This is a genomic window from Rhizorhapis sp. SPR117 (assembly GCF_021742065.1).
In genome coordinates, this window is sequence record NZ_JAKKIE010000056.1 from 1 (window position 1) to 22,760 (window position 22,760).

Sequence of the window (22,760 nt, forward strand, 5' to 3'; positions counted from 1 at the left end):
CTGGACCGGCATTCCCACAGAAACGGCTTCAGCCCCTCCACTTGATCCTACCGGCATCAGCCGGTCAGTCATTCAGCCAACGCTGCTTGCGCGTTTCGCATGCAGCGCGCAGTCGTGCCGCGCGTTCGCGGATAGTCGCCGGGTCAACCTGCGGCATGCGTGCGGCCGGTGTTCCGGTGCGGGGCGAGAAGGGGAAGATATGCCCGTAGACAATATCGCACTGTTCCAGGAGCCGAAGGCTGTTTTCGAACATCTCCTCAGTCTCCGTCGGGAAACCGGCGATGATGTCTGCACCGATGGCGATGTCAGGACGCGCCGCCTTGATCCGTTCGACGACGGCAATTGCGTCGCGCCGACTATGGCGGCGCTTCATCCGCTTGAGGATCATGTCATCGCCCGCCTGCAACGAAAGGTGCAGATGCGGCATTACGCGTGCGTTCTGTGTGATCAATGCAAACATGCGGTCATCGATTTCGACAGAATCCAATGAAGAAAGGCGCAGGCGGGGCAGGTCCGGCACCTTGTCAAGAATGCGCTCGATCAATAGGCCAAGTGTCGGACTGCCCGGCAGATCAGGGCCATAGCTGGTGACATCAACGCCGGTCAGCACCACCTCTCGATAGCCAGCGTCTACCAGCGTCTTTATCTTGTCGATCACAGCGCCCGCCGGGACCGATCGACTGTTCCCCCGGCCATAAGGGATGATGCAGAAAGTGCAGCGATGGTCGCAGCCATTTTGCACCTCGACAAAGGCACGGGCATGATCGGCAAACCCGCTGACGAGGTGCGGGGCGGTTTCGCGTACAGCCATAATATCGGAAACGCGGACTTTGGCCATGCCCGTCGTTCCCGCGAAGGGGGGAATCCGTCTCTCGGTGTCGTCCTCTGGCGATATGGCAGGCGATGGATTCCCGCCTTCGCGGGAGTGACGGGAGGAGAATGAGGCGGGATCGAACTTCTCCCGGTTGCCGATGACGCTATCCACTTCCGGCATGGCGGCGAACATGGCGGGATCGGTCTGCGCCGCACAGCCGGTTACGAGTATGCGTGCTTCGGGTCGGGCGCGTTTGGCGCGGCGGATTGCCTGCCGGGTCTGGCGGACAGCCTCATTGGTTACAGCGCAGCTATTAACGATGACAAGGTCATGCTCATCAGGCGCAAGGGTGCGCATGGTTTCGCTCTCAGCGATATTCAGGCGGCAGCCAAGCGTGATGATCTGCGGGCCGCTCATCCAAAGCGACTCCAGTCAGCCTCGCCTTCGAAGACGGAGGTGGCAGGGCCGGTCATGCCGATGGTTTCGCCCGGCGCCCAACTGATGCACAGATCACCGCCGGGCAGGCTGACTGTCACCGGCCCTTGCATCAGTTTGCATCGAATGGCGGCAACGGCGGTTGCGCATGCGCCCGTTCCGCATGCTTGCGTCAGTCCGGCGCCACGTTCCCAGACGATCAGGCGGATATGGCTTTCGTTCAGGATTTGCGCGAAATTGACGTTCACGCGTTCGGGGAAAAGCGGATCATTTTCGATCATCGGACCAAGGCGCGCATAATCCACGCTGTCCAGATCGTCGCAAAAGAAAATGACGTGCGGATTACCGATATTGGCGGCGGTCGGGACGGGCAGGTCTTCCCAGCTTACCGGCATGTCCAGCGTATCCATCGCATAGGCAAGAGGAATGGCGTCCCAATCGAAGCGAGGCGCTCCCATGTCCACACTTGCGCCGTTGTCGCACAATTGGGCCAGCAGCAAGCCTGCATTGGTTTCGATCCGACAATCCCGGCCCAAAAACAGTGGGATACACCGTGTTGCATTGCCGCAGGCATCGACCTCGCCGCCGTCGGCGTTGAAAATGCGCATACGAACGTCCGCCCGAGTTGACGGTTCCAGAAGAATGATCTGATCGCAGCCAATGCCCAGATGGCGGTCGGCAATCGCCCGCGCGCGCGCCGGGTTCAGTTCCAGTGCGCTGTCGCGGGCATCAATGACAACGAAATCATTGCCAAGGCCATGCATTTTTCGAAACCGACCGATCATGGCCGCTCATTTAGGGGTGGGGAGGGCAAGTGTCCACCGCGCTTCACGTAAAAGCAGAGGCGTACCGTAATTTATCCGGCCTTGCGGGTGCCCTTGCCGTTGCGCAGTTCAAACAGCTCCGCCGTGGCTTCTTCGCTCTGCGTAACGCCTGGGGTGACGCGCGTTGGCAACAGGCCCTGGTCGGCCAGCATCTTGCGTGCCTGTTCGACAGTAAGGGGTTTGCCAAAATGCCAACCCTGGCCCTTGGTGCAGCCCATGTCACGAAGCTGGTTCTGGATATTCTGGTCTTCGATGCCTTCTGCCGTCACTGGCAGGCCAAGGCTGTCACCCAGCCGCGCAATGGCGCTGACGATGGCGGCGCTTTCGCTGTTCTGATTGATCGAGGAGACGAAGCTGCGGTCGATCTTGATCCGGTCGAAGGGCAGGGCGCGCAAATGGGCAAGCGAACTGTAGCCGGTGCCGAAATCGTCGAGCGCGATACGAATGCCTTGATTCTTGAGCGATCCGACGATGGATTGCGCAAGGCTGAGATTTTCGAACAGCGAACTTTCGGTGATTTCGACTTCCAGCCGGTTCGCCGGGAAGCCCGTCTCAACCAGCAGCTTGAGGATTTTCTGGCTGAGCCAGGGGTCCTTGAGCTGTGCCGGGGAAATATTGACCGACAGGCTGAGCGAATTGTCCCAGTTCTTTGCTTCCTCGAACGCTTGCCGCATGACGGAAAGCGAGAGATCGGCGATGAGGCCGGTTTCCTCGGCGATCGGAATGAAGACGTCAGGCGAAATCAGACCCTGGGTTGGGTGCTCCCAGCGGGCGAGCATTTCAAAGCCATTAAGCTTGCCCGTCGAAAGGTCGATCTGCTGTTCATAATAGGGCACGAACTGGCCTAGCGGAATGCCTTCGCGCATTCCTGCTTCCAGGGTATTGCGTACATTCAGTTCGCGTTCCATCGACGTATCGAACCAGGAAAAGCGGTTGCGGCCCTGGTTTTTGGCGCAATACATCGCAATGTCGGCCCGGCGCATCAGCGATTCGACGCTGTCGCAATCGTAATCCGACCGGGCGATGCCGATCGAGGTGCTGACCGCTAGATGCATCCCATTTTCCAGGATCGGTGCAGTCATTGCAGACACAAGCTCTTCGGCAATGCGATCAACGATTTGCGGTGCGTTGGGATCAAAGATGAAGGCGCAGGCAAATTCGTCACCGCCAAGGCGCGCCGTAAGGGCGGAAGGCGGCATCAGACTTTCAATGCGTTTGGCGGCAGTTTTCAGAACAAGGTCACCCGCAGCGTGGCCATGGATGTCGTTCACCGTCTTGAAATTGTCCAGATCCAGCATCAGCAGCGCAACGCTTTTATGCTTGTGCTGGGCGCGACCAAGCAACGCCGCGCCTTCTTCGGCAATCGAGCGACGATTGAGAAAGCCGGTCAACAGGTCGGTAGCGGCCAGCGAACGGGCGCGCTCTTCGGCATCCTTGCGTTGCACGACTTCCATCTGCAGGTCGCGATAGCGCCGCCATCCAAACAGGATGAGCGCGATGTTGAGCAACAGGGCAGTCATCATGATCTGCTCGACGCCCGCACCCAGGCCGGTGAGGCTGCGGACCACCGCCGACATCGCGGAACCGCCCGTCCATATGAACATCACGATCGCTGCTACAACAATACTGCTGGTGATCATGTCCCGCTGGGCAGATTGCATGTCTGTTGGGTTGTGCTGTCCGCTCATAAGACCTGTTTTCGTTGCCCCACGCCGCGTCAGTTTATCTGAGCGACAGGACAATTCTGCCAAAAAAGGGTTTATAAATGGTTAACGAAGCGGTTGCCGACCAATGATCGGGCAATAGCTTGCATGTTGGCCAAAGCTTGTATATTGGCCATTTCCAATCGGTCCCGCGGGTCCGGTAAGCTGTAACATCCTGGTCATGATATCGTCCATGGATAGGCGCTGGTCGGCGAGGTTTCGCCCACCGGCGTATTTTGCGTTTCGGCTTTCCGGTTAAGCGGGATGTGACGGAAAACGGGGCTTTTGCTCCAAAAGGATTGGCAATGTTCGACTCTCTTAGCGAACGTCTTGGCGGCGTCTTTGACAAGCTGCGTGGTCGTGGCGCGCTGAACGAATCCGACGTCCGGGCGGCGATGCGCGAAGTGCGTATCGCTTTGCTGGAAGCCGACGTTGCTTTGCCCGTTGTCCGCGATTTCATTGAGGGCATTACTGAAAAAGCGGTTGGCCAGAATGTTCTGCGCTCCGTAACGCCCGGTCAGCAGGTGGTGAAGATCGTCAATGACGGCTTGACCGAAATGCTGGGGTCGGAAACATCGGAACTGATGATCGACGTGAGCCCGCCGGCCATCATCATGATGGTCGGTTTGCAGGGTTCAGGCAAGACGACGACAACAGCCAAGATCGCCAAGCGACTGAAGGAAAAGGATCGCAAAAAGGTTCTGATGGCCTCGCTCGACGTCAACCGTCCGGCGGCACAGGAACAGCTTGCGACCCTGGGTACGCAGGTCGACGTTGCTACTTTGCCAATCGTCGCGGGGCAGTCGCCTGTCGAAATTGCCCGCCGTGCCATGCAGGCGGCAAAGCTTCAGGGCTTTGACGTTCTGATGCTCGATACCGCTGGCCGCCTGCATGTCGATCAGGCGTTGATGGATGAGATGAAGGCAGTGGCCGACATCTCCAGTCCGCATGAGATCTTGCTGGTCGTGGATTCTCTGACCGGGCAGGATGCGGTCAACGTTGCAAAGAACTTCACCGAACAGGTGCCGCTGACCGGCGTCGTCCTGACCCGGATGGATGGCGATGCGCGGGGTGGTGCGGCCCTGTCGATGCGAGCGGTCACGGGACGTCCAATCAAATTTGCGGGTGTTGGCGAAAAGCTGGATGCACTGGAGCTGTTTCATCCGGGACGCGTTGCCAGTCGCATTCTGGGCATGGGCGATGTCGTCAGTCTGGTCGAAAAAGCTGCCGAAACCATTCAGGGCGATGAAGCCGAAGCGCTGGCCAAAAAAATAGCCAAGGGTCAGTTCGATATGAACGACCTGCGCGCGCAGTTGAACCAGATGCGTCGCATGGGTGGCCTTGGTGCGCTCGCGGCCATGATGCCGGGCCTCAAAAAGGCGCAAAACGCCATGGCGAACAGTGGCATGGGTGACAAGACGCTGGTGCATATGGATGCGATCATCGGCTCCATGACACCCAAAGAGCGTGAGAAACCCGCACTTTTGAATGCCAAGCGCAAGATTCGCGTCGCCAAGGGGTCCGGCACTACGGTGCAGGAGGTCAACCGCCTCCTGAAAATGCATCAGGAAATGGAAGGCGCGATGAAGAAAATCCGTAAAATGGGCGGATTGAAGGGGCTGGGCGCCATGTTTGCAAAGGGCGGAATGGGTGGCGGTCTTGGCGGTATGCTCGGTGGCGGGGCAGGAGGCATGCCCTCGGGCGGCGGTCTTCCCGGCCTTCCCGGCGGGGATGCACCCAGGCTTCCCCCTGGATTTGACAAATTTTTGAAGAAATGAATTTAAGTTTTTGATTTTATTATAGAAAGGTAATTACATGGCAACTGCAATTCGTCTGTCGCGTGGCGGCTCCAAAAAGCGTCCCTATTACAAGATCGTCGTGACGGACAGCCGTTCACCTCGCGATGGCCGTTTCATCGAACGCATCGGCAGCTATAACCCGCTGCTGGCCAAGGATGATGAAAAGCGTATCGTTCTGGACGCCGAACGGGCGAAGCACTGGATTTCTGTGGGTGCGCAGCCGACCGATCGCGTCGCCCGCTTCCTGGACGTCGCTGGCGTGAAGGAACGTGCTGCCCGCAGCAACCCGAACAAGGCGAAGCCGGGCGAAAAGGCAACTGAACGCGCAGAGGAACGCGCCACCAAGCTGGCCGAAGCCGAAGAAGCCAAGAAGGCCGCGGAAGAAGCCGCCAAGGCGCCTGCGCCTCAACCTGAAGTCGAAGAAGCCGCCCCCGCTGCGGAAGAGGCTGCTGCTCCTGAAGCAGAGGAAGCTGCTCCTGTTGCAGAAGCCGCTGCCCCTGAAGCAGAAGAAGCACCAGTAGAAGAAGCATCGGCCGAAGAGGCTCCTGCTGAAGCTGCTAACGAAAAGCAGGCCGAGGGCTGAGCCGGTTTAGCGTGCCTCGACTATGCTCGACACGAACGGAACATCCGATCTCCGTTTCGTGCGAGTGTGGTCGAGGGCCGTTAGCGCAGCTTTTTGGATGACGCAGGACCGTCCCGTAACCCTTGCGGCCATTATCGGCGCTCATGGCGTTATGGGTGAAGTGCGCCTGAAACTTTTCAGCGAAAGCCCGGAAAGCCTCAAGGCCTATAAGAGCTTTGAGGCATCGGGCCGCACGCTAACGCTCAAGAATATTCGCCCTGGCCAGAACGGTGCAATCGCGCGTTTTGCCGAAATTTCTGACCGCAATGCTGCCGAGGCGCTGCGCGGTACGCCGCTTACCGTACCTCGCTCGTTATTGCCGCCATTGGGGGAGGGCGAATATTATTATGCGGACCTCCTCGGTTTGCCCTGCGTTTCCACTACGGGCGAGGAGTTGGGAGTGGTTGCCGCCGTCGAAAATTTCGGCGCTGGGGACATTATTGAAATCGAACGGCCGGATGGCAAGCGATTCATGGTTCCCATGCGGACTGAGGCGGTCCCGGAATGGGGAGAGAAGCTGGTCATTGACGCGGCGTTTGTCCAATGAGTTTTGCCGCCCAAATCCTGACCCTTTACCCCGAAATGTTCCCCGGACCACTGGGTCAGTCTCTTGCGGGCCGTGCCCTGGTCGAAGGGACGTGGTCTTGCGCTCCAATCCAGATTCGTGACTTTGCGACGGACAAGCATCGTTCGGTTGACGATACACCCGCGGGAGGCGGGGCGGGCATGGTGATGCGTGCGGATGTCTTGGCTGCTGCCGTGGATTATGCGTTGGCACATCAACCATTGGCTCCCGTTCTTGCCATGACTCCGCGTGGCAAGCCGCTGACCCAGGAGGGTATCCGCGACCTTGCCGCCGGTCCCGGCGTCACTATTCTTTGCGGTCGTTTCGAAGGCATTGACGAACGGCTTTTCGAGGCGCGGGACATCGAACCCGTTTCTATCGGTGACTACATTCTTTCGGGCGGAGAAACCGCCGCGATTGTGCTACTTGATGCTTGCATTCGACTGCTCCCCGGGGTAATGGGCGCGGCTTCTAGCGGAGATGACGAAAGCTTCGAAGCGGGGCTGCTCGAATATCCGCATTATACCCGGCCCGCTATTTGGGAAGGGCGTGCGATCCCTGAAGTGTTGCGATCGGGGGATCACGCGAAAATCGCTGCCTGGCGGAAACAAAGGGCAGAGGATGATACACGGCTAAGGCGGCCGGACCTTTGGGAGCGTCATATCGGCGTTCGGGACCAGTCGCCCTCTGGTGCGCAGCGCAAAAAGAAGGAAGATGGGTCATGAACCTCATCCAGACGCTCGAGGCCGAAGCCATCGAGGAATTCAAGTCCAAGAAGTCGATCCCCGACTTCCGCGCGGGCGATACGCTCCGTGTCGGCGTGCGCGTCGTTGAAGGCGAACGCACCCGTGTCCAGAATTACGAAGGTGTCTGCATCGCCCGCTCCAACCGGGGCATGGGCAGCAACTTCACCGTTCGCAAGATCAGCTTTGGTGAAGGCGTGGAGCGCGTCTTTCCATTATATTCGCCCAATATCGATTCGATTACCGTCGTCCGTCGCGGTGTCGTGCGGCGGGCGAAACTTTACTATCTGCGCGGCCGCACAGGCAAACGCGCACGCATCGCGGAACGCCGCGACAACCGGCCAACGGAAACCGGAACCCAGGAGGGATAATCCCAACAGGGACCAACCGAGACAAGGTTTCAGTAACAGCCGGTCCCACACAGGGAACCGGCTGTTTTTCTGTCAAATATAGGGAATGATTTAATGGGTTATCGCGTAGTCGTCGTCGGCGCCACTGGCAATGTGGGCCGCGAAATGCTGAACATCCTCGCCGAGCGCGAATTTCCGGCCGATGAAGTGGCGGCTGTCGCTTCTTCGCGCTCCACCGGCATCGAAATCGAATATGGCGATACCGGCCGAATGCTGAAGGTGAAGAACATCGAGCATTTCGACTTCACCGGCTGGGATATGGCGCTTTTTGCCGCTGGTTCTGGCCCGACGCAGATCTATGCACCCAAGGCGGCTGCGGCCGGCTGCGTCGTCATCGACAATAGCTCGCTCTACCGCATGGACCCGGATGTTCCGTTGATCGTGCCGGAAGTGAATCCTGACGCCATCGATGGTTATAAGAAGCGCAACATCATCGCCAACCCCAACTGCTCGACTGCGCAAATGGTCGTGGCGCTGAAGCCTCTGCATGATGCCGCGAAGATCAAGCGGGTGGTGGTATCGACCTATCAATCGGTTTCCGGTGCGGGCAAGGCGGGCATGAACGAACTGTTCGAGCAGTCGCGCAATATCTTCGTGGGCGATCCGGCCGTGGCGACGAAATTCACCAAGCAGATCGCTTTCAATGTCATTCCGCATATCGATGTTTTCCTGGACGATGGATCGACCAAGGAAGAATGGAAGATGGTGGTCGAAACCAAAAAGATCCTCGACCCCGCGATCAAGCTGACCGCGACCTGTGTGCGTGTGCCGGTCTTCGTTGGCCATTCGGAAGCGATTCATATCGAATTCGAAAATGAGCTTTCGGCAAAAAAAGCCCAGTCAATTCTGCGCGAAGCGCCCGGCATCATGCTCGTCGACAAGCGCGAAGATGGCGGTTACGTCACGCCGGTTGAATGCGTTGGTGACAGCGCTACCTATATCAGCCGGGTGCGTGAGGACCCGACCGTTGAAAATGGTCTGATCCTGTGGTGCGTTTCCGACAATCTGCGCAAGGGTGCTGCATTGAATGCAGTGCAGATTGCAGAGTTGCTGGGGCGAAGGCACCTAAAAAAGGCGTGATGTAAATCCGCAAGGACCGGTTGCCATGGAGGTTTCCGGTCCTTTGCCTTCATTCCAGCAGGGGTATGTCACTGTCTTCTTTGGTGCGCTTGGGATTGCGTAACAGAAAAACCAGTGGAAGGGCGGCGATCGTCACCCACATCATGATGTAAAAATCATCAATATAGGCAATCATGGCGGCTTGACGATTCAGCTCTGCATCAATGGCGGTCATGACAGCTTCCCCCGCTTGCCCGGCGCGTAATGCCATATTGGGATCAGCGGGCAACCTGAACTGGGTAATGTGACCGGCCAAATCGGCGTGGCTGATCTGGATATTCATCGCCAGCAGTGCAGTAACAATGGCGATGCCAATGGACGCGCCCATATTGCGGCTAAGGTTGAGCAGGCTTGCCGCGTGAGTGCGATATTGCGGTGGAAGCGTTGCAAAGGCCACCACATTCAAAGGCACGAAGACCAGGCCCAGCCCCAGGCCCTGTAGCAAGCCGCTCCAAACGATGGGGTGCCAATCCATCTCAAGCGACCAGCTTGTCATGTACCAGAGCGATGTCGCCATCAGGATAAACCCGACAAGGAAAAGCAGGCGAGGTTCCACCTTGTCTGTCAGCCGTCCGGCAAGCGCCATGGTGATCACCACACCAACCCCCCGGGAGGCAAGCAAAACTCCAGTATCCAGAACGGGATACCCATAGAGATTTTGCATCATCGGCGGCAGCAGCGCCATGCCAGCCATTATAACCAGTCCTAAAATGAAAAGGAATAGCGTGCCGGTTACCAGGTTCCGGTCGGCCAACATTTCGGGTGGAAAGATAGGATTTCGATTAGTCAGCAAATGGACGACAAACATCCAGAAACAGGAAGCTGCAACGCCCGCCTCGATCCATATTTCCCTCGAGTGGAACCAGTCAACATGCACACCACGATCCAGCAGCAATTGCAACGACGCCAAAGCTATACCAAGCAATGCAAAGCCGCTTAGATCAAAACCATGTTTTTTGGTGCCTCTGGCTGGAAGCCATGCCCAAAGGCCGACAAAGCACATTACTCCCACGGGGAGATTGACGTAAAAAACCCAACGCCATGAGTAATTCTCTGTCAGCCAGCCGCCCAATATGGGACCCATGATTGGACCGATCATGATCCCCATGCCATAGATCGACATGGCTCTTCCGTGTTGGGACGGAGGATTGATGTCCAGCAAAACGCTTTGGGCCAGTGGTGCGATGAAAGCGCCGGCAATTCCTTGCAGCAAGCGAAAAAGCACCATTTCCGGTAAGCTGCTGGAGATACCACACAGCATGGATGCAACGATGAACAAGCCGACCGAAAACAGAAAAAGCTGACGCGCCCCTACGCGGTCGGCCAACCAGCCGGTAATCGGGATGGCAATGGCTGCAGCTACAATATAGCTGGTCAGAACCCAGGTAATACTGTCCTGCGTAGCGCCAAGCGATGCCTGCATGTGAGGCAAGGCAACATTGGCTATGGTTGTGTCGAGAACTTGCATCAACGTGCCCGCCATGATGGCAATCGTGAGCAGGATATTGTGTCGGCCAGCTAGAGGCGTTTGGGCCGTGTCCGAGTTACCGGTCTCCATTGCGAGCACTGCCTTTACGGACATCGACAGTCACGTCGGCACTCATACCGGCAATGAGCTGGCGGGCGGGTTTTCCATCAATGGCGATCCGCACGGGTATGCGCTGCGTTACCTTCACCCAATTACCATTGGCGTTTTGCGCGGGCAGAATAGAAAATTCTGATCCCGTGCCGGCGCCAAGACTGGCCACATGCCCATTCAGCGTCAAACCGGGATAGGCGTCAAATATGATGTTAGCGGGTTGGCCGGGATGCATCTTTTCAAGTTGTGTTTCCTTGAAATTGGCTTCCACCCAACTGCGATCATCAGAGACGATGCTAACCGCCGGAAGGCCGGCGACCATCATTTGCCCGACCTGCAATCGATCCGACTGACTGATCCGGCCTGAAACAGGCGCACGCACGATGGTGCGGCTCAAATCAAGCGCGGCCTTGTCACGCTGCGCACGGGCGGCGGCAATCGCCGGATTTTCTCCCGGCACTGCCTGTCCGGTCGCCAGCGCGGCGCGCGCCTTTGACGCTTCGGCTTTTGCGGTGCGTAATTCCTCACGCGCTTTTTGCAACGTGTGTTCTGCCTCCTCAAGCCGCGCCCGGGTCGTAAAGCCGCGTGTCATTAACGATTTTTGGCGTTCATATTCCGTTTGCGCATAGGCAATGTCTTCTTGCGCGCCGCTGATGTCGACGCTGGTTGCGCTGTAGTCGGTATGCAATTTTTCCAGCTCGACTTGTGCGGAGGCAATCGCGGCATTGGCTTCCGCCAACGCAACGCGATAGGGTTCGGGATCGATGCGGAACAATATGTCGCCTGCTTTTACGAGCTGGTTTTCCTTGACATCGACCTCAACAATTCGGCCCAGCACGTCGCTGCCAATCGCAACCTTGTCCTGTTGGACGTAAGCGTTATCTGTACTGACGAATCGCCCGCCGGTCAGCCAGAAATAGCCACCCACCGCAATCAGCAGCAGAGGGACCGATAGCATCAACACGCGATTACGAAGTGTTTTTGGTTGCTTTTCCGCCTGCGCTACCTGATCCTCAAGCGATATGGGACGATCTGCTTCAGCCATGCTGCCGCGCTTCATTTCCATCGGTGATCGCTCCGATCAGGTTATTCCGGATGATGTCCAACATACAGGACAGCTTTTCCCGGTCGCTATCGGTTATTCCAGCAAGTGCCGTCTCTGTCAGATGTACGCCACAGCTCTTCAGTCCATCAAGCAATGGCATGGCCGCTTCAGTCAGGAAGAGCTGCCAAGCTCGCCGATCATTGGGATCGCGGTGGCGTTCGATCAACTCCGCCTGTTCCAGCCGATCAACCATGCGGCAAGTCGTAATAGGCTCAACTTCCAAAAGCTCCGCAAGCGCGCCTTGATTGATGCCGGGATTGCGATTGACGCACATAAGAACACGCCATTGGGAGCTGGTTACGCCTAGATCACGTGATCTTTCATCAAATCGGCGTCGCATAAGACGTGCAATATCACTAAACATATACCCAATGTTTTTTTCCATATGGCACACATAATAACTATACTTATTAAAGGCAAGCGATGGAGCTATGATGATGAAAATAATGGAAGGCGGCTGTCAATGCGGCCGGGTTCGTTATGGGGCGCAGGTGGACAACGATGAGGCGTATCTATGCCATTGCCGTATGTGTCAACGAGCGACAGGGGGCGTTTCCATTGCTTTCAAGAATCTGCCCAAGGCCGCTGTGCAATGGACGGATGCCCCGCCGGATTGGTATCAAAGCTCTCCTATCGCGCGACGGCCCTTTTGTGCCCATTGCGGGACATCGCTCGGTTTTGCCTTTGTGGATGGCGAAAACATGGATTTGACCGTCGGCAGTTTCGACGATCCGGCTTATTTTCGACCCTCTCATCATTTCGGGGCGGAAAGTCTGCATGAAGCATGGCTCGACACGTCCGCGCTGCCGCGCTACCGCTGCGATGAGCATAAGGGCCTTGTTGAGCGGTGGATGAAGAGCGTTGGAAAAATCCCTGACTGAAGCAACATCGGATTGGTTCGAATCCTTTGATGGTGTGCGTCTGTGTGTTCATGAAATGGGGGAAGGACGTCCACTCGTTCTGCTCCACGGCTTGTTTTCCAGTGCATATGTGAACTGGATCAAATTTGGCACGGCGGCGCAGGTCGCATTGGCCGGATTTCGGATCATCATGCCTGACCTGCGCGCGCACGGGCAAAGTGCCGCTCCGCATGATCCGGCGGCCTATCCGCATGATGTGCTGGTCAGGGATATTGAAGCGCTGATTACCCATCTGGGGCTGGAGGATTTTGACCTTGGCGGATTTTCTCTGGGTGCGCGGACAACTGCAAAGCTTCTATTGCGCGGGATGAATCCTGGTCGGGCGATCCTGTCAGGCATGGGCCTGGAAGGGCTTTCGGGTTGGGCGCGCCGCCGGGACTTCTTTCTGGACGCCATTGCCATGCGCGACACCGTGGGGCGTGGAGATGAGCATTGGATGGCGGTTCAGTTCATGAAAACGATGAAGATCGATCCGGTTGCCGCGACGCTGTTGCTCAATACGTTCGGGGACATCGAGCCTGATGAGGTTGCGGCGATACAGACCGAAACGCTGGTACTGTGTGGGCGTGATGACCGCGACAACGGTTCGCCGGTGGCCCTGGCCGATCTGTTGCCCAATGGCCGGCTGAAGGAAATCCCCGGTACGCATATGAGTTGCATCACCACGATCGAACTTGGCGAGGCCATCGTTGATTTTCTCACTGCTTGACCGGACCAGTTGCGTTTGTCACTAATCGGGCCATGAAATTCGCCTGAAAAGGATAAATAATCCATGAAGTTCGCTATTTCTCTCGCCGCTCTCGCGGCTGTTCTTGTTGCAAGTCCGGCCTTGGCCGCCTCTTCGAAAAAAGACAGTGCGATAGAGCAGGCGAAGCCCACAGTCGCCGACGTCGAAAGCTTTGTTGCTACCGCGGAAAAGCAACTGTTCGATTATTCAGTCGATGCCAGCCGTATGGGATGGATCAACGCCACCTATATCACCGATGATACAGATGCTCTCGCCGCCAAATTCGGGGCGCAGGGTACAGAGATGTCGGTTCGCTTCGCCCTTGAGGCCGCGAAGTACAAGGATGTTCCGGGCCTATCGGATGATATAAAGCGCAAGCTGGACATATTGCGCGGCGGCATTGTCCTGCCCGCGCCGACCACGCCGGGCGCGGCGACCGAGCTGAACGAAATCGCAACCCGCCTGCAGTCCGCTTATGGCAAGGGCAAAGGCACGCTCAATGGTCAGCCGATCAACGGCAGCGACATCGAGGCCGCGATGGGCGCCAACCGCAATCCGGCACAGTTGAAGGAAATGTGGGCAAGCTGGCACGATAGCGTGGGCGCTCCGATGAAGCCGGATTACGTCCGTCTGGTCGATATTGCCAACAAGGGCGCACGAGAGCTGGATTATAAGGATGTCGGCGCCATGTGGCGTTCGGGCTATGACATGCCCGCCGATGCGTTCGCGGCGCTGACCGAAAAACTGTGGAGCGAGGTCAAGCCGCTCTATGACGAACTGCATTGTTATACGCGGACCAAGCTCAATGAAAAATATGGCGACGCCGTGCAGGCAAAGACCGGCCCGATCCGTGCGGATCTACTGGGCAACATGTGGGCGCAGGAATGGGGCAATATCTATGACATCGTCGCGCCGAAGGGGGCGGGCGATCTGGGTTATGACATTGGCGACCTGCTGAATGCCAAGGGCTATGATCCGGTGAAGATGGTGAAGACCGGCGAGGGCTTTTACAGCTCGCTTGGCTTTGCGCCACTGCCCGAAACTTTTTGGCAGCGCTCGATGATTATCAAGCCGCAGGACCGGGAGGTCGTCTGCCACGCGAGCGCATGGGACATCGATAACAAGGACGATGTCCGCATCAAAATGTGTACGAAGGTGAATAGCGACGATTTCGTCACCATCCATCATGAACTGGGCCATAACTACTATCAGCGGGCCTATAACAAGCAGCCCTATCTCTATCTGAATGGTGCGAATGACGGCTTCCATGAGGCGATCGGCGATTTCGTTGCGCTGTCGATCACGCCGCAATATCTGGTCGACATCGGCCTGATGGATCCTGCCAAGGTGCCCAGCGCGGAGAAGGATATCGGTCTGTTGTTGCGTCAGGCGATGGATAAGGTGGCTTTCCTGCCCTTTGGCTTGCTGGTCGACAAGTGGCGTTGGGGCGTGTTCAACGGCGCGATCAAACCTGCGGGATATAATGATGCCTGGACTCAGCTTCGTCTGCAATATCAGGGGATCGTGCCGCCGGTTGAGCGCCCCGATGACGCCTTCGATCCGGGCGCCAAATTCCATATACCCGGGAATACGCCTTACATGCGCTATTTCCTCGCCCGCATTCTGCAGTTTCAATTCTACAAGGCCTCCTGCGATCAGGCCGGATGGAAAGGCCCTCTCCACCGCTGCTCATTTTATGGCAACAAGGAAGTGGGCGCAAAGCTGAATGCCATGCTGGAAATGGGTGCATCGAAGCCATGGCCGGATGCTCTTGAAGCGTTCACAGGCACACGCGAAATATCGGGTGAGGCGATGATCGAATATTTTGCCCCGCTACAGGCTTGGCTGAAAGACCAGAATAAGGGGAAGCAGTGCGGGTGGTAAGCAGAAGTTCTTCATCACTCGAATCTCGTCGTCCCTGCGAAGGCAGGGACCCCACTTTTCTTAAGCAATAACCAGGCAGAAGAAGCGGGACCCCTGCCTGCGCAGGGGTGACGGGTTATATTGGCAATGTCCACAAAGACCCTATAGGCCACCCAAACTTTCTACCATTTCGGCTAGTTCCAGCCAGCGTTCCTCCGCTGCCTCCTTGTCCGTGCGCGCTTTTTCGATAGCTATTGTCAATGCCGCAAATTTGTCGGGATTACGGGCGTAAAGATCGGGATTGTGCAGCGTTTCTTCGTCCCGTGCGATTTGCGCTTCGAATTCCTCTATTCGCTGGGGCAGCAGTTCGTAATCGCGCTGGTCCTTGTAGCTCAGCTTGGTTTGTTGCCGTGGCGGGGGCGCGGCTTCCATTTTTTTAGCAGGCGTTTTGCCGGCGTTGCGCGACTGGCGCTTTGCTGCCCAATCCTCATAGCCGCCAGCAACAATGTCGACCGTGCCGCTGCCATCCAGGCCCAGCGTCAAGGTGACGGTGCGGTCCAGAAAGTCGCGGTCGTGGCTGACGATCAGGACGGTGCCGTCATAATCGGCGATCACTTCCTGCAATAAATCGAGCGTTTCAAGGTCCAGATCGTTGGTCGGTTCATCGAGCACCAGCAGGTTGGATGCGCGCGCAAATTCCCGCGCCAGCAGCAGTCGAGATCGTTCGCCGCCCGACAAGGTTCCGACTTTCACGTCAATCAACGAGGGCTCGAACAGAAAGTCTTTCAGATAACCCTGCACATGTTTTTTAACGCTGCGTACCTCGATCCAGTCACCGCCTTCTGCCAGCACGTCGCGGACACGTTTGTCAGGCGCCATCAGGCTGCGTTGCTGGTCGATGATGACGCCGTCCAGTGTCTTTGCCAGCGTGATTTTGCCCTCATCTGGGGCAATTTCGCCGATCATAAGCTTGAGTAGCGTTGTCTTGCCTGCTCCATTGGCGCCGACAATACCGATGCGGTCGCCGCGCTGGATGCGCAGGGAAAAGTCCTTGATGATTGTCCGCTCGCCAAAGCGTTTGGTGACATGTTCGGCAACGATGACGCTTTTGGTCTTCACATCATCCGATGCAATGGCGAGCTTCGCGGCGCCTGTGGGGCCGATCATTGCCGCTCGCTGCGCACGCATGTTGTGCAGCTTGGCAAGGCGCCCCTGATTGCGCTTGCGCCGCGCGGTGACGCCCCGTTCCAGCCAGTGCGCCTCCAGCTTCAGCTTGGCGTCCAGCTTGTCGGCGGCACGCGCCTCGTCGGCATAGACTTTTTCCATCCATGCCTCAAAACCGCCAAAACCGATTTCATTGCGGCGTATATTGCCCCGGTCCAACCAAAGCGTCTGACGCGTCAGGCGGGTCAGGAACGTTCGGTCATGGCTGATGACGATAAACGCGCCGCTATATCGGTTCAGCCAGCTTTCCAGCCAGTCGATAGCGGCCAGGTCCAGATGGTTGGTCGGCTCGTCAAGCAGCAGGAGGTCTGGCTGGCTGGCCAGCGCGCGGCAAATGGCTGCACGCCGCCGCTCGCCGCCCGATGCAGTTTTGGCTGGGCGCATCAGGTCGATGCCAAGCTGATCGGCGATGGCCTCTACCTCGTGTCGCGGCGGGGCTATCTTGCCGCTACAGGCAAAATCGTGGAGCGTTTCAAAGGCGGACAGGTCCGGGTCCTGTTCCAGCATCACGACATGTGTTCCCGGCACAATCGAACGCAAACCCTTGTCCGCCTCGATTTGCCCCGCGATCAGCCGCAGCAGGGTTGTTTTGCCCGCGCCATTGCGGCCGATCAGCGCCAGCCGGTCACGCTCGCCAATATAGAGGTTGAGTCCCTGGAACAGCCAGCCGCTGCCCTGGATCAGGCCCAGGTCTTCATAGGATAAAATAGGTGCAGCCATGGCGCGGCAGTTAGGAGCGATTGATCCATCGCGCAAGTTTGCTGACACAAATGCCGTTGACGATTCTACTCCGCTTCCGCTTTCGGCGCTTGCCAGCTCAGGCGAAGATCAATGCCACGCCTTGCGTCGTCATTCCTGTATTCTGCGGTAACTCCGGCCTTTTTAAACATGTCGACAAGGCGCTGGGCATCGTCTTCGGGGCCGCTGACCCCGATGGGCGCACCGATCCGTAAGGCCGCCCAGTTGGCAAGCTCGAACGCTTTGGTTCCATCGGGCGTCAGGGCGCCATCATCCTGTATCGCAACAGTCGGCAAGGGCAGGGCAGGCGGCGTGATCATGATCGCCCATTTGGGTTCCAGCTTTGCGATCCGCTGTTCCAGCACATAATAGGTGCGCAGGCCTGCATCGGGCAGTTGGCCCGCCTTCACCATTGCGCGCTTGTGATTGCGGTCGATCGTGATGGCGTCGTTTGTCACACCCGCTACAAGCGCGATCTGGCGCGTGATGCGGGCTATTTCGCGTTCGGCCGTCTGTGCCTGTTCGCGGACCTGGGCCGCGGCGAGTTGTGCCGCTTCCGCATCGCCCGCGTCCGTGCCGACCCGGAACTGTTCGACCGACACATCAATCGAGCGGTCGAACAGGCGGCTGAGCGTCCGTTCGATGCTTTGTTCGGCCTGTTCCTTGTAATCGGGCGTCAAAATACTGGCCGTTACTTTGATAGGATCGCTGTTATAATCGATGTCGAGCTGACTGATCCGCGAGCGTTTGTCGAATGTACCGGAAATGACATCGCTTGCCTGACGCGAAGCAGCTGCTTCCCAGGCAATTTGCCGCAGCGAAAAGCCAAGCGGGACCGCCAGCAGGATGAATGTCGCCAGGATGAAAGAGGATTGCATAGCCGTTTGCCGGGGTGAAAGGCGGCGGCCAAACCCGTACAGCCGGGCCATGACTGCGGCGGACAATGCGATGGTCATCAGGTTGGTGAAAAACAGCAGCAACGAACCCAAAAACACCGTCCAGTTCAATGTAGCCAGACCAAAGCCCACTACGGCCAGCGGCGGCATCAGGGCGGTGGCGATGGCAACGCCGACAATTGTGCCTTCGCGTCCCCGGATCATGGCATAGGCGCCGGCAAGGGCCGAAAAAAGCGCCACGGCCAGATCGAACAGATTGGGCCGCGTCCGCGCCGCGATTTCGGCAGTCACCGTTTGCAGGGGGGATAGAACGACAATGAAGGCGGTAAAGAAGATCGCCAGGAAAATGCCGCCCGATAGCGACGCCAAGGTTCGTCTGATCTCCTTGGAATCCCCGGTCGCCAAGCCAAAGCCAAGGCCGATGATGGGACCCATGAGCGGCGAAATCAGCATCGCGCCAATGACCACGGCCGGTGAGGAGAGGATGAGACCCAGTACCGCTATGCCTGCGGACATAAGAGTCATGAAGGCATAGCGCGGAGTCCAGCCGGATTCGTCATGCACCTTGTCCATGACTGCGCGATGGTCGATCTGACTGAGCACATTGTCTTTCCACCAATGCCGGGTGGGGTGGATGACCGCTTGCCACAGCGACGGCGGGGTCGTTGTACCGGTCATGAGAGCCTTTCTGTTTGACAAGCCGTGCAGGCAGATGGTCCGCTGTATCCAAACTGACACGGGACTGCCAAGGAATAAGAACCCTAAAGCTTTCAATCAGCTTCCAGTCCCATTCACCACCTGTTCAATAGCTCTCGCCTATGTCATGAACCCATGATGCAGTTGAGATCTCCATTTCTGGCAGTTGCTATGCTTGCAGGGCTTGTGATGACGGGCGTTTCCACGCACGCGTCGGCCGAACAGCGGCGTGGAGACCAAATGCGTGGGGATCAGGCACGCGGGACGCGCGGCACTGTGCAGCGCGATGATGCTGTTCGCGGGAATCCAAGGCGTTATGAACAGGATGCGGCGCGTCGTGCCATGCTCGATGGCCATGTCATGCCGTTTTCGGTGATCAAGCGCCGAGTGGAGCGCGATATGGATGGCGCAAGCTATCTGGGCAGCGAATTTGACGATCGTCGTGGTGAATATCGTCTTAAATACATGATGGACGGTCGCGTGCTATGGGTTGATGTCGATGGCCGGTCGGGCGACGTTGTCCGGCGTTCGCGCTGACAAGATAAACAAGATAAACAGGGTAAAGGGTTGATATGCGGCTGTTGATTGTTGAAGATGAACCTAATCTGGGCCCGCAATTGAAAAACACTCTGGAGGGTGCGGGTTATGCCGTCGACCTTGCCACCGATGGCGAGGAGGGGCATTTTCTGGGTTCGACGGAAAGTTATGATGCGGTCGTACTGGATCTTGGCTTACCCGAAATCGATGGGCTGACGGTGCTTGATCGCTGGCGCAAGGAAGGTTTGGGCTTCCCTGTATTGGTGCTGACCGCGCGCGATAGCTGGTCGGACAAGGTTGCTGGTCTGGATGCAGGAGCAGATGATTATCTCGCCAAGCCTTTCCAGAGTGAAGAGCTGATTGCCCGTCTGCGCGCACTTATCCGCCGCGCCTCTGGCAATGCGTCAAGCGAGCTGATTGCAGGCGATGTCCGTCTGGACACGCGATCGGGCAAGGTGACTCTGAAAGGTGAGCCGGTGAAGCTTACCGCGCAGGAATATAAGCTCCTGTCATACCTCCTGCATCACAAGGGCAAGGTCGTGTCGCGTACCGAGTTGATAGAACATATTTACGATCAGGACTTTGACCGCGATTCCAATACAATAGAAGTGTTTGTTACGCGCATTCGGAAGAAGCTGGGTCCAGATGTGATCACCACGATTCGCGGCCTTGGCTACAGTCTTGAAGAGCCGGCGGCCTGAGGCCTGATTTGGCCGAGGGCGATACCAGCAAGGATGACGCCAGCGCCAGTCCGGTAGAAAGCGCACCGGACACGGGATCGGCGCGCACGACGGGATCGCTGAGCCGACGCATGATCGGCATTGCTGCGTTGTGGATTACCTTGCTGTTGCTTGGTGGCGGCATGGCGCTGGACCGGGTGCTGACCGATGCGGTCACGCGCAGTTTCGATGATGGCCTGAACTATGTATTGATCGCGATGATCGGTTCGGCCGAAATTGGCCCCGACGGTGAAGTGCGCCTGATCCGCCCCCTCGCTGATCAGCGATTCCTGGAACCCAATAGCGGCATTTATTTTCAGATCAGCGGCCCCGGCTTTGATGAGTTCCGATCAAGATCCCTGTGGGATCGGGCATTGGAAGTCGATGCGTCGCACACGGATATGACGGCCCGCGTTTTTGACAGCAAGCAATTTCCAGGCGAAGATTTGCGCGTCATGGAACGCAATGTGCAGTTGCCTGGGTCGAAAGTTACGTGGAAATTCACAGTGGCACAGGCCCGGTCCAGCTTGGACGATCAGATCAGCGCGCTGCGATCCACATTGATCAAAAGCTTTGCCATGCTGGCGCTTGGCCTGATTGCCATGGCGGCGTTGCAGACGTTTTACGGTCTTCGTCCCCTGCGGAGCGTGCGGCTGGAAATATCGCGCATGCGGGCAGGCGACAAGAACCGTGTGACCGCGCCCTTGCCCGATGAAATCATGCCGATGGTTGAAGAATTGAACGAACTGCTTGCCCATAATGAACGGCAGGCGGAAGAGGCGCGGCGTCATGCCGGAAATCTTGCGCACGCACTTAAAACACCGCTCACGGTCATCATGAATGCGGCGACGGCAAAGGCGAACGACCTGTCCGATACTGTCATCAGGGAAGCCGCCACGATGCGGCGGCAGGTCGATCACCATCTTGCGCGCGCGCGCGCGGTTGGACGACGCGGCTCTGCACATTGCCGGACAGATGTCTGGCCCAGCTTGCAGGCGGTCGAACGTGCGGTAGGGCGACTTTATCCCGATGTCCGGATCGACATTGATGGGGACAAGCAAGCCGCCGTCCGCGTCGAACGCCAGGATCTGGACGAAATGCTCGGCAATCTGGTGGAAAATGCCGCCAAATATGGTGGGGGGAGTGTTTTTGTGACGGTCACCAAGGCAGGCGATATGATTGAGATGCTTGTCGAAGATGACGGCACCGGCATTCCCACACAGGACCGCCTTCATATATTTGACCGCGGCGCGCGCCTTGATTCGGGAAAGCCGGGAACAGGGCTTGGCCTTGCCATTGTTCGTGACGTGGCGGAAATTTACGACGGCGAGGTCGCATTGGAAGAAAGCGAGGATATGGGCGGTCTGGCAGTGCGATTGCGCTTGCCGACCGTTGCCTGAGATTATTGATCCACCTGCTGCATGCTCCATCCGCCGCCCAATGCCTTGTATAGCGAAATGGCGGCGCGCACATGGGCGGCTTGTGCCTGCGACAGGGCCTTTTGAGTCTCGGCGTAGGTCGATTGTGCCTGGAGGAGCGATAGCCGGTTTTCCTCACCTGAACGGTAACGTTGTTCGGCAAAGCCCAGCGCTTGCTGTTGTGCATCGCGGGCGGCAAGACTTTGCATCAACGTCTCGGCGGTATTTTTAAGACGGTTTGCGGCTGTTTCACTTTCATTCAGCGCCGTCAGTACCGCCTTTTCATAATTGGCCGCCGCTGCGTCGGCGCGCGCATCCGCCCCGCGAATCTGGGCGCGGATGGCGCCGCCCGAAAAGATTGGCCAATGAAGGCTCGGCCCGAACTGGAAGCGCATGCTGGCATTGTCGGTCAAATCCCCCGGTGTACGGGCCTGCTGCCCGATCGATCCGATCAACGAAAAGCGGGGGAATAATTCAGCAGTTGCGACGCCGACATCGGCAGTCGCCGCCGCAAGTCGTCGTTCGGCTGCCTGGATATCGGGCCGCCGCCGGAGCATGTCAGACCTCAGGCCCATGGCTATGTCTGCCGGAGGGGTTGGGATAGGAGCGTTCCCAAGCAATGGGTCATTCATCGCTTCAGGCGGCTGGCCGACAAGTAGGGCTATGCGATAGGCCGCTGCGCGAATATCGGCCTCCAGAACGGGTGCCTGAGCTGCTGCTGCACGGGCGCGGCTTTCGGCCCGGATATAATCGGACCGGGATGATTCTCCGGCTTCAAACCGCTGTTGCGTCAGGCGTGCGAGTTGGTCCTGTGCCAGTGCGTCGGCCTTTGCACTTGCCAGCAATGCTTGAGCCGCACGCAGGTCGACATAGCTTTGCGCGATTTCCGCGTGCAGGCTTACCAGCACCGATCGCTGCTCGGCCTCGGCGGCTTGCGCGCGCGCGGATGCGGCCTCGGTTTGCCGGGCGGCATGCCCCCACAGATCGATTTCCCAGCTCGCATCGAAACCTGCATCATACAGGTCATAATCACGCGGAAAGCCTGGAATATTACCGATCGGGATTTGGCCATTTTCACTGACCCTGTTGGTTGTCGCCGCGCCCGATGCATTGAGTCGTGGCAGCCTTGCCCCTGCTATGGCATCCCGGTTGGCGCGTGCTTCGCGCAACCGTGCCTGCGCTACCCGCACGTCGGGGCTGTTGGCGTCGGCTTGCGCAATCAATGCGTTTAGAGTCCTCTTGGAGGAGGAACCCCTCCGACTTCAGTCGGATACTGGCTTTAGCCTTAGACTCGGCCAGTAGCC

The 22,760-nt window shown here is 57.8% G+C and carries 21 protein-coding genes; 12 read left to right on the forward strand and 9 right to left on the reverse strand.

The window, feature by feature from the left end; all coding sequences use genetic code 11:
- Positions 1-64: 64 nt before the first annotated feature.
- The 3 genes from mtaB to L3X40_RS17190 all read right to left on the reverse strand — a co-directional run bounded on the left by mtaB (position 65) and on the right by L3X40_RS17190 (position 3,761).
- The gene (mtaB, locus tag L3X40_RS17180) at positions 65-1,231 is read right to left on the reverse strand and encodes a tRNA (N(6)-L-threonylcarbamoyladenosine(37)-C(2))-methylthiotransferase MtaB (RefSeq protein WP_237366697.1); all 1,167 of its coding nucleotides are present in this window, start codon (positions 1,229-1,231) and stop codon (positions 65-67) included.
- A complete protein-coding gene (gene dapF, locus L3X40_RS17185) occupies positions 1,228-2,034 on the reverse strand; it encodes a diaminopimelate epimerase (protein ID WP_237366698.1) in 807 nt (268 codons plus the stop codon). Before dapF ends, mtaB begins: the two co-directional genes overlap by 4 nt.
- A gap of 71 nt (positions 2,035-2,105) precedes the next feature.
- The gene (locus L3X40_RS17190) at positions 2,106-3,761 is read right to left on the reverse strand and encodes a putative bifunctional diguanylate cyclase/phosphodiesterase (RefSeq protein ID WP_237366699.1); all 1,656 of its coding nucleotides are present in this window, start codon (positions 3,759-3,761) and stop codon (positions 2,106-2,108) included.
- A 320-nt stretch (positions 3,762-4,081) separates the two neighbouring features.
- Here L3X40_RS17190 and ffh point away from each other — a divergent pair, with 320 nt between their 5' ends.
- The 6 genes from ffh (at position 4,082) to L3X40_RS17220 (ending at position 8,995) form a co-directional block, all read left to right on the forward strand.
- On the forward strand, positions 4,082-5,554 hold the full coding sequence (ffh, locus tag L3X40_RS17195) for a signal recognition particle protein (protein WP_237366700.1): 1,473 nt from the start codon (positions 4,082-4,084) through the stop codon (positions 5,552-5,554).
- Between the two features lie 37 nt (positions 5,555-5,591).
- On the forward strand, positions 5,592-6,158 hold the full coding sequence (rpsP, locus tag L3X40_RS17200; protein WP_237366701.1) for a 30S ribosomal protein S16: 567 nt from the start codon (positions 5,592-5,594) through the stop codon (positions 6,156-6,158).
- A gap of 97 nt (positions 6,159-6,255) precedes the next feature.
- Entirely contained in the window at positions 6,256-6,744 is a 489-nt protein-coding gene (gene rimM / locus L3X40_RS17205; protein WP_237366702.1) for a ribosome maturation factor RimM, read from the forward strand.
- Entirely contained in the window at positions 6,741-7,487 is a 747-nt protein-coding gene (trmD, locus tag L3X40_RS17210) for a tRNA (guanosine(37)-N1)-methyltransferase TrmD (RefSeq protein ID WP_237366703.1), read from the forward strand. The genes rimM and trmD overlap by 4 nt, the downstream gene beginning before the upstream one ends.
- Positions 7,484-7,876, forward strand: a complete 393-nt coding sequence (gene rplS / locus L3X40_RS17215; protein ID WP_237366704.1) for a 50S ribosomal protein L19 — start codon at positions 7,484-7,486, stop codon at positions 7,874-7,876. Before trmD ends, rplS begins: the two co-directional genes overlap by 4 nt.
- Before the next feature lie 93 nt (positions 7,877-7,969).
- On the forward strand, positions 7,970-8,995 hold the full coding sequence (locus L3X40_RS17220) for an aspartate-semialdehyde dehydrogenase (protein WP_237366705.1): 1,026 nt from the start codon (positions 7,970-7,972) through the stop codon (positions 8,993-8,995).
- 49 nt (positions 8,996-9,044) lie between these two features.
- Here the strand turns inward: L3X40_RS17220 and L3X40_RS17225 are convergent, their stop codons facing one another.
- The 3 genes from L3X40_RS17225 to L3X40_RS17235 are packed head-to-tail and all read right to left on the reverse strand — an operon-like array spanning position 9,045 to position 12,103.
- A complete protein-coding gene (locus tag L3X40_RS17225; protein WP_338331155.1) occupies positions 9,045-10,616 on the reverse strand; it encodes a DHA2 family efflux MFS transporter permease subunit in 1,572 nt (523 codons plus the stop codon).
- Positions 10,579-11,679, reverse strand: a complete 1,101-nt coding sequence (locus tag L3X40_RS17230; protein WP_237366707.1) for an HlyD family secretion protein — start codon at positions 11,677-11,679, stop codon at positions 10,579-10,581. The genes L3X40_RS17225 and L3X40_RS17230 overlap by 38 nt, the downstream gene beginning before the upstream one ends.
- Positions 11,651-12,103 carry a MarR family winged helix-turn-helix transcriptional regulator gene (locus tag L3X40_RS17235; protein WP_237366708.1) on the reverse strand — a complete coding sequence of 151 codons (453 nt, stop codon included), beginning with the start codon at positions 12,101-12,103 and terminating at the stop codon, positions 11,651-11,653. Before L3X40_RS17235 ends, L3X40_RS17230 begins: the two co-directional genes overlap by 29 nt.
- A gap of 49 nt (positions 12,104-12,152) precedes the next feature.
- On the opposite strand from L3X40_RS17235, the gene L3X40_RS17240 reads away from it, so the two are divergent.
- From L3X40_RS17240 to L3X40_RS17250, 3 genes are all read left to right on the forward strand, one after another.
- Positions 12,153-12,599 carry a GFA family protein gene (locus L3X40_RS17240; RefSeq protein ID WP_237366715.1) on the forward strand — a complete coding sequence of 149 codons (447 nt, stop codon included), beginning with the start codon at positions 12,153-12,155 and terminating at the stop codon, positions 12,597-12,599.
- Positions 12,592-13,347 carry an alpha/beta fold hydrolase gene (locus L3X40_RS17245; protein ID WP_237366716.1) on the forward strand — a complete coding sequence of 252 codons (756 nt, stop codon included), beginning with the start codon at positions 12,592-12,594 and terminating at the stop codon, positions 13,345-13,347. Before L3X40_RS17240 ends, L3X40_RS17245 begins: the two co-directional genes overlap by 8 nt.
- 63 nt (positions 13,348-13,410) lie before the next feature.
- The gene (locus L3X40_RS17250) at positions 13,411-15,249 is read left to right on the forward strand and encodes a M2 family metallopeptidase (protein WP_237366709.1); all 1,839 of its coding nucleotides are present in this window, start codon (positions 13,411-13,413) and stop codon (positions 15,247-15,249) included.
- Positions 15,250-15,390: 141 nt separating this feature from the next.
- Here the strand turns inward: L3X40_RS17250 and L3X40_RS17255 are convergent, their stop codons facing one another.
- Positions 15,391-17,172: an ABC-F family ATP-binding cassette domain-containing protein gene (locus L3X40_RS17255; protein ID WP_237366710.1), complete on the reverse strand. Its 1,782-nt coding sequence runs from the start codon at positions 17,170-17,172 to the stop codon at positions 15,391-15,393.
- A 65-nt stretch (positions 17,173-17,237) separates the two neighbouring features.
- The gene (locus L3X40_RS17260) at positions 17,238-18,764 is read right to left on the reverse strand and encodes a DUF389 domain-containing protein (protein WP_237366711.1); all 1,527 of its coding nucleotides are present in this window, start codon (positions 18,762-18,764) and stop codon (positions 17,238-17,240) included.
- Positions 18,765-18,953: 189 nt separating this feature from the next.
- On the opposite strand from L3X40_RS17260, the gene L3X40_RS17265 reads away from it, so the two are divergent.
- The 3 genes from L3X40_RS17265 to L3X40_RS17275 all read left to right on the forward strand — a co-directional run bounded on the left by L3X40_RS17265 (position 18,954) and on the right by L3X40_RS17275 (position 21,438).
- On the forward strand, positions 18,954-19,319 hold the full coding sequence (locus L3X40_RS17265; RefSeq protein WP_237366712.1) for a hypothetical protein: 366 nt from the start codon (positions 18,954-18,956) through the stop codon (positions 19,317-19,319).
- 35 nt (positions 19,320-19,354) lie between these two features.
- Entirely contained in the window at positions 19,355-20,020 is a 666-nt protein-coding gene (locus L3X40_RS17270; protein ID WP_237366713.1) for a response regulator, read from the forward strand.
- 110 nt (positions 20,021-20,130) lie between these two features.
- Complete coding sequence (locus tag L3X40_RS17275; RefSeq protein WP_237366717.1) at positions 20,131-21,438, forward strand: sensor histidine kinase; 1,308 nt, start codon at positions 20,131-20,133, stop codon at positions 21,436-21,438.
- A 2-nt stretch (positions 21,439-21,440) separates the two neighbouring features.
- On the opposite strand, the gene L3X40_RS17280 is transcribed toward L3X40_RS17275, so the two are convergent.
- Positions 21,441-22,679: an efflux transporter outer membrane subunit gene (locus L3X40_RS17280; RefSeq protein WP_237366714.1), complete on the reverse strand. Its 1,239-nt coding sequence runs from the start codon at positions 22,677-22,679 to the stop codon at positions 21,441-21,443.
- Positions 22,680-22,760: the final 81 nt, after the last annotated feature.

What these genes read in the sequence shown, in the direction of transcription:
- mtaB (WP_237366697.1), bottom strand. Translation starts at nt 1,231, where the DNA reads ATGAGCGGCCCGCAGATCATCACGCTTGGCTGCCGCCTGAATATCGCT.
- dapF (WP_237366698.1), bottom strand. Translation starts at nt 2,034, where the DNA reads ATGATCGGTCGGTTTCGAAAAATGCATGGCCTTGGCAATGATTTCGTT.
- L3X40_RS17190 (WP_237366699.1), bottom strand. Translation starts at nt 3,761, where the DNA reads ATGAGCGGACAGCACAACCCAACAGACATGCAATCTGCCCAGCGGGAC.
- ffh (WP_237366700.1), top strand. Translation starts at nt 4,082, where the DNA reads ATGTTCGACTCTCTTAGCGAACGTCTTGGCGGCGTCTTTGACAAGCTG.
- rpsP (WP_237366701.1), top strand. Translation starts at nt 5,592, where the DNA reads ATGGCAACTGCAATTCGTCTGTCGCGTGGCGGCTCCAAAAAGCGTCCC.
- rimM (WP_237366702.1), top strand. Translation starts at nt 6,256, where the DNA reads ATGACGCAGGACCGTCCCGTAACCCTTGCGGCCATTATCGGCGCTCAT.
- trmD (WP_237366703.1), top strand. Translation starts at nt 6,741, where the DNA reads ATGAGTTTTGCCGCCCAAATCCTGACCCTTTACCCCGAAATGTTCCCC.
- rplS (WP_237366704.1), top strand. Translation starts at nt 7,484, where the DNA reads ATGAACCTCATCCAGACGCTCGAGGCCGAAGCCATCGAGGAATTCAAG.
- L3X40_RS17220 (WP_237366705.1), top strand. Translation starts at nt 7,970, where the DNA reads ATGGGTTATCGCGTAGTCGTCGTCGGCGCCACTGGCAATGTGGGCCGC.
- L3X40_RS17225 (WP_338331155.1), bottom strand. Translation starts at nt 10,616, where the DNA reads ATGTCCGTAAAGGCAGTGCTCGCAATGGAGACCGGTAACTCGGACACG.
- L3X40_RS17230 (WP_237366707.1), bottom strand. Translation starts at nt 11,679, where the DNA reads ATGGAAATGAAGCGCGGCAGCATGGCTGAAGCAGATCGTCCCATATCG.
- L3X40_RS17235 (WP_237366708.1), bottom strand. Translation starts at nt 12,103, where the DNA reads ATGGAAAAAAACATTGGGTATATGTTTAGTGATATTGCACGTCTTATG.
- L3X40_RS17240 (WP_237366715.1), top strand. Translation starts at nt 12,153, where the DNA reads ATGATGAAAATAATGGAAGGCGGCTGTCAATGCGGCCGGGTTCGTTAT.
- L3X40_RS17250 (WP_237366709.1), top strand. Translation starts at nt 13,411, where the DNA reads ATGAAGTTCGCTATTTCTCTCGCCGCTCTCGCGGCTGTTCTTGTTGCA.
- L3X40_RS17255 (WP_237366710.1), bottom strand. Translation starts at nt 17,172, where the DNA reads ATGGCTGCACCTATTTTATCCTATGAAGACCTGGGCCTGATCCAGGGC.
- L3X40_RS17260 (WP_237366711.1), bottom strand. Translation starts at nt 18,764, where the DNA reads ATGACCGGTACAACGACCCCGCCGTCGCTGTGGCAAGCGGTCATCCAC.
- L3X40_RS17265 (WP_237366712.1), top strand. Translation starts at nt 18,954, where the DNA reads ATGCTTGCAGGGCTTGTGATGACGGGCGTTTCCACGCACGCGTCGGCC.
- L3X40_RS17270 (WP_237366713.1), top strand. Translation starts at nt 19,355, where the DNA reads ATGCGGCTGTTGATTGTTGAAGATGAACCTAATCTGGGCCCGCAATTG.
- L3X40_RS17275 (WP_237366717.1), top strand. Translation starts at nt 20,131, where the DNA reads ATGATCGGCATTGCTGCGTTGTGGATTACCTTGCTGTTGCTTGGTGGC.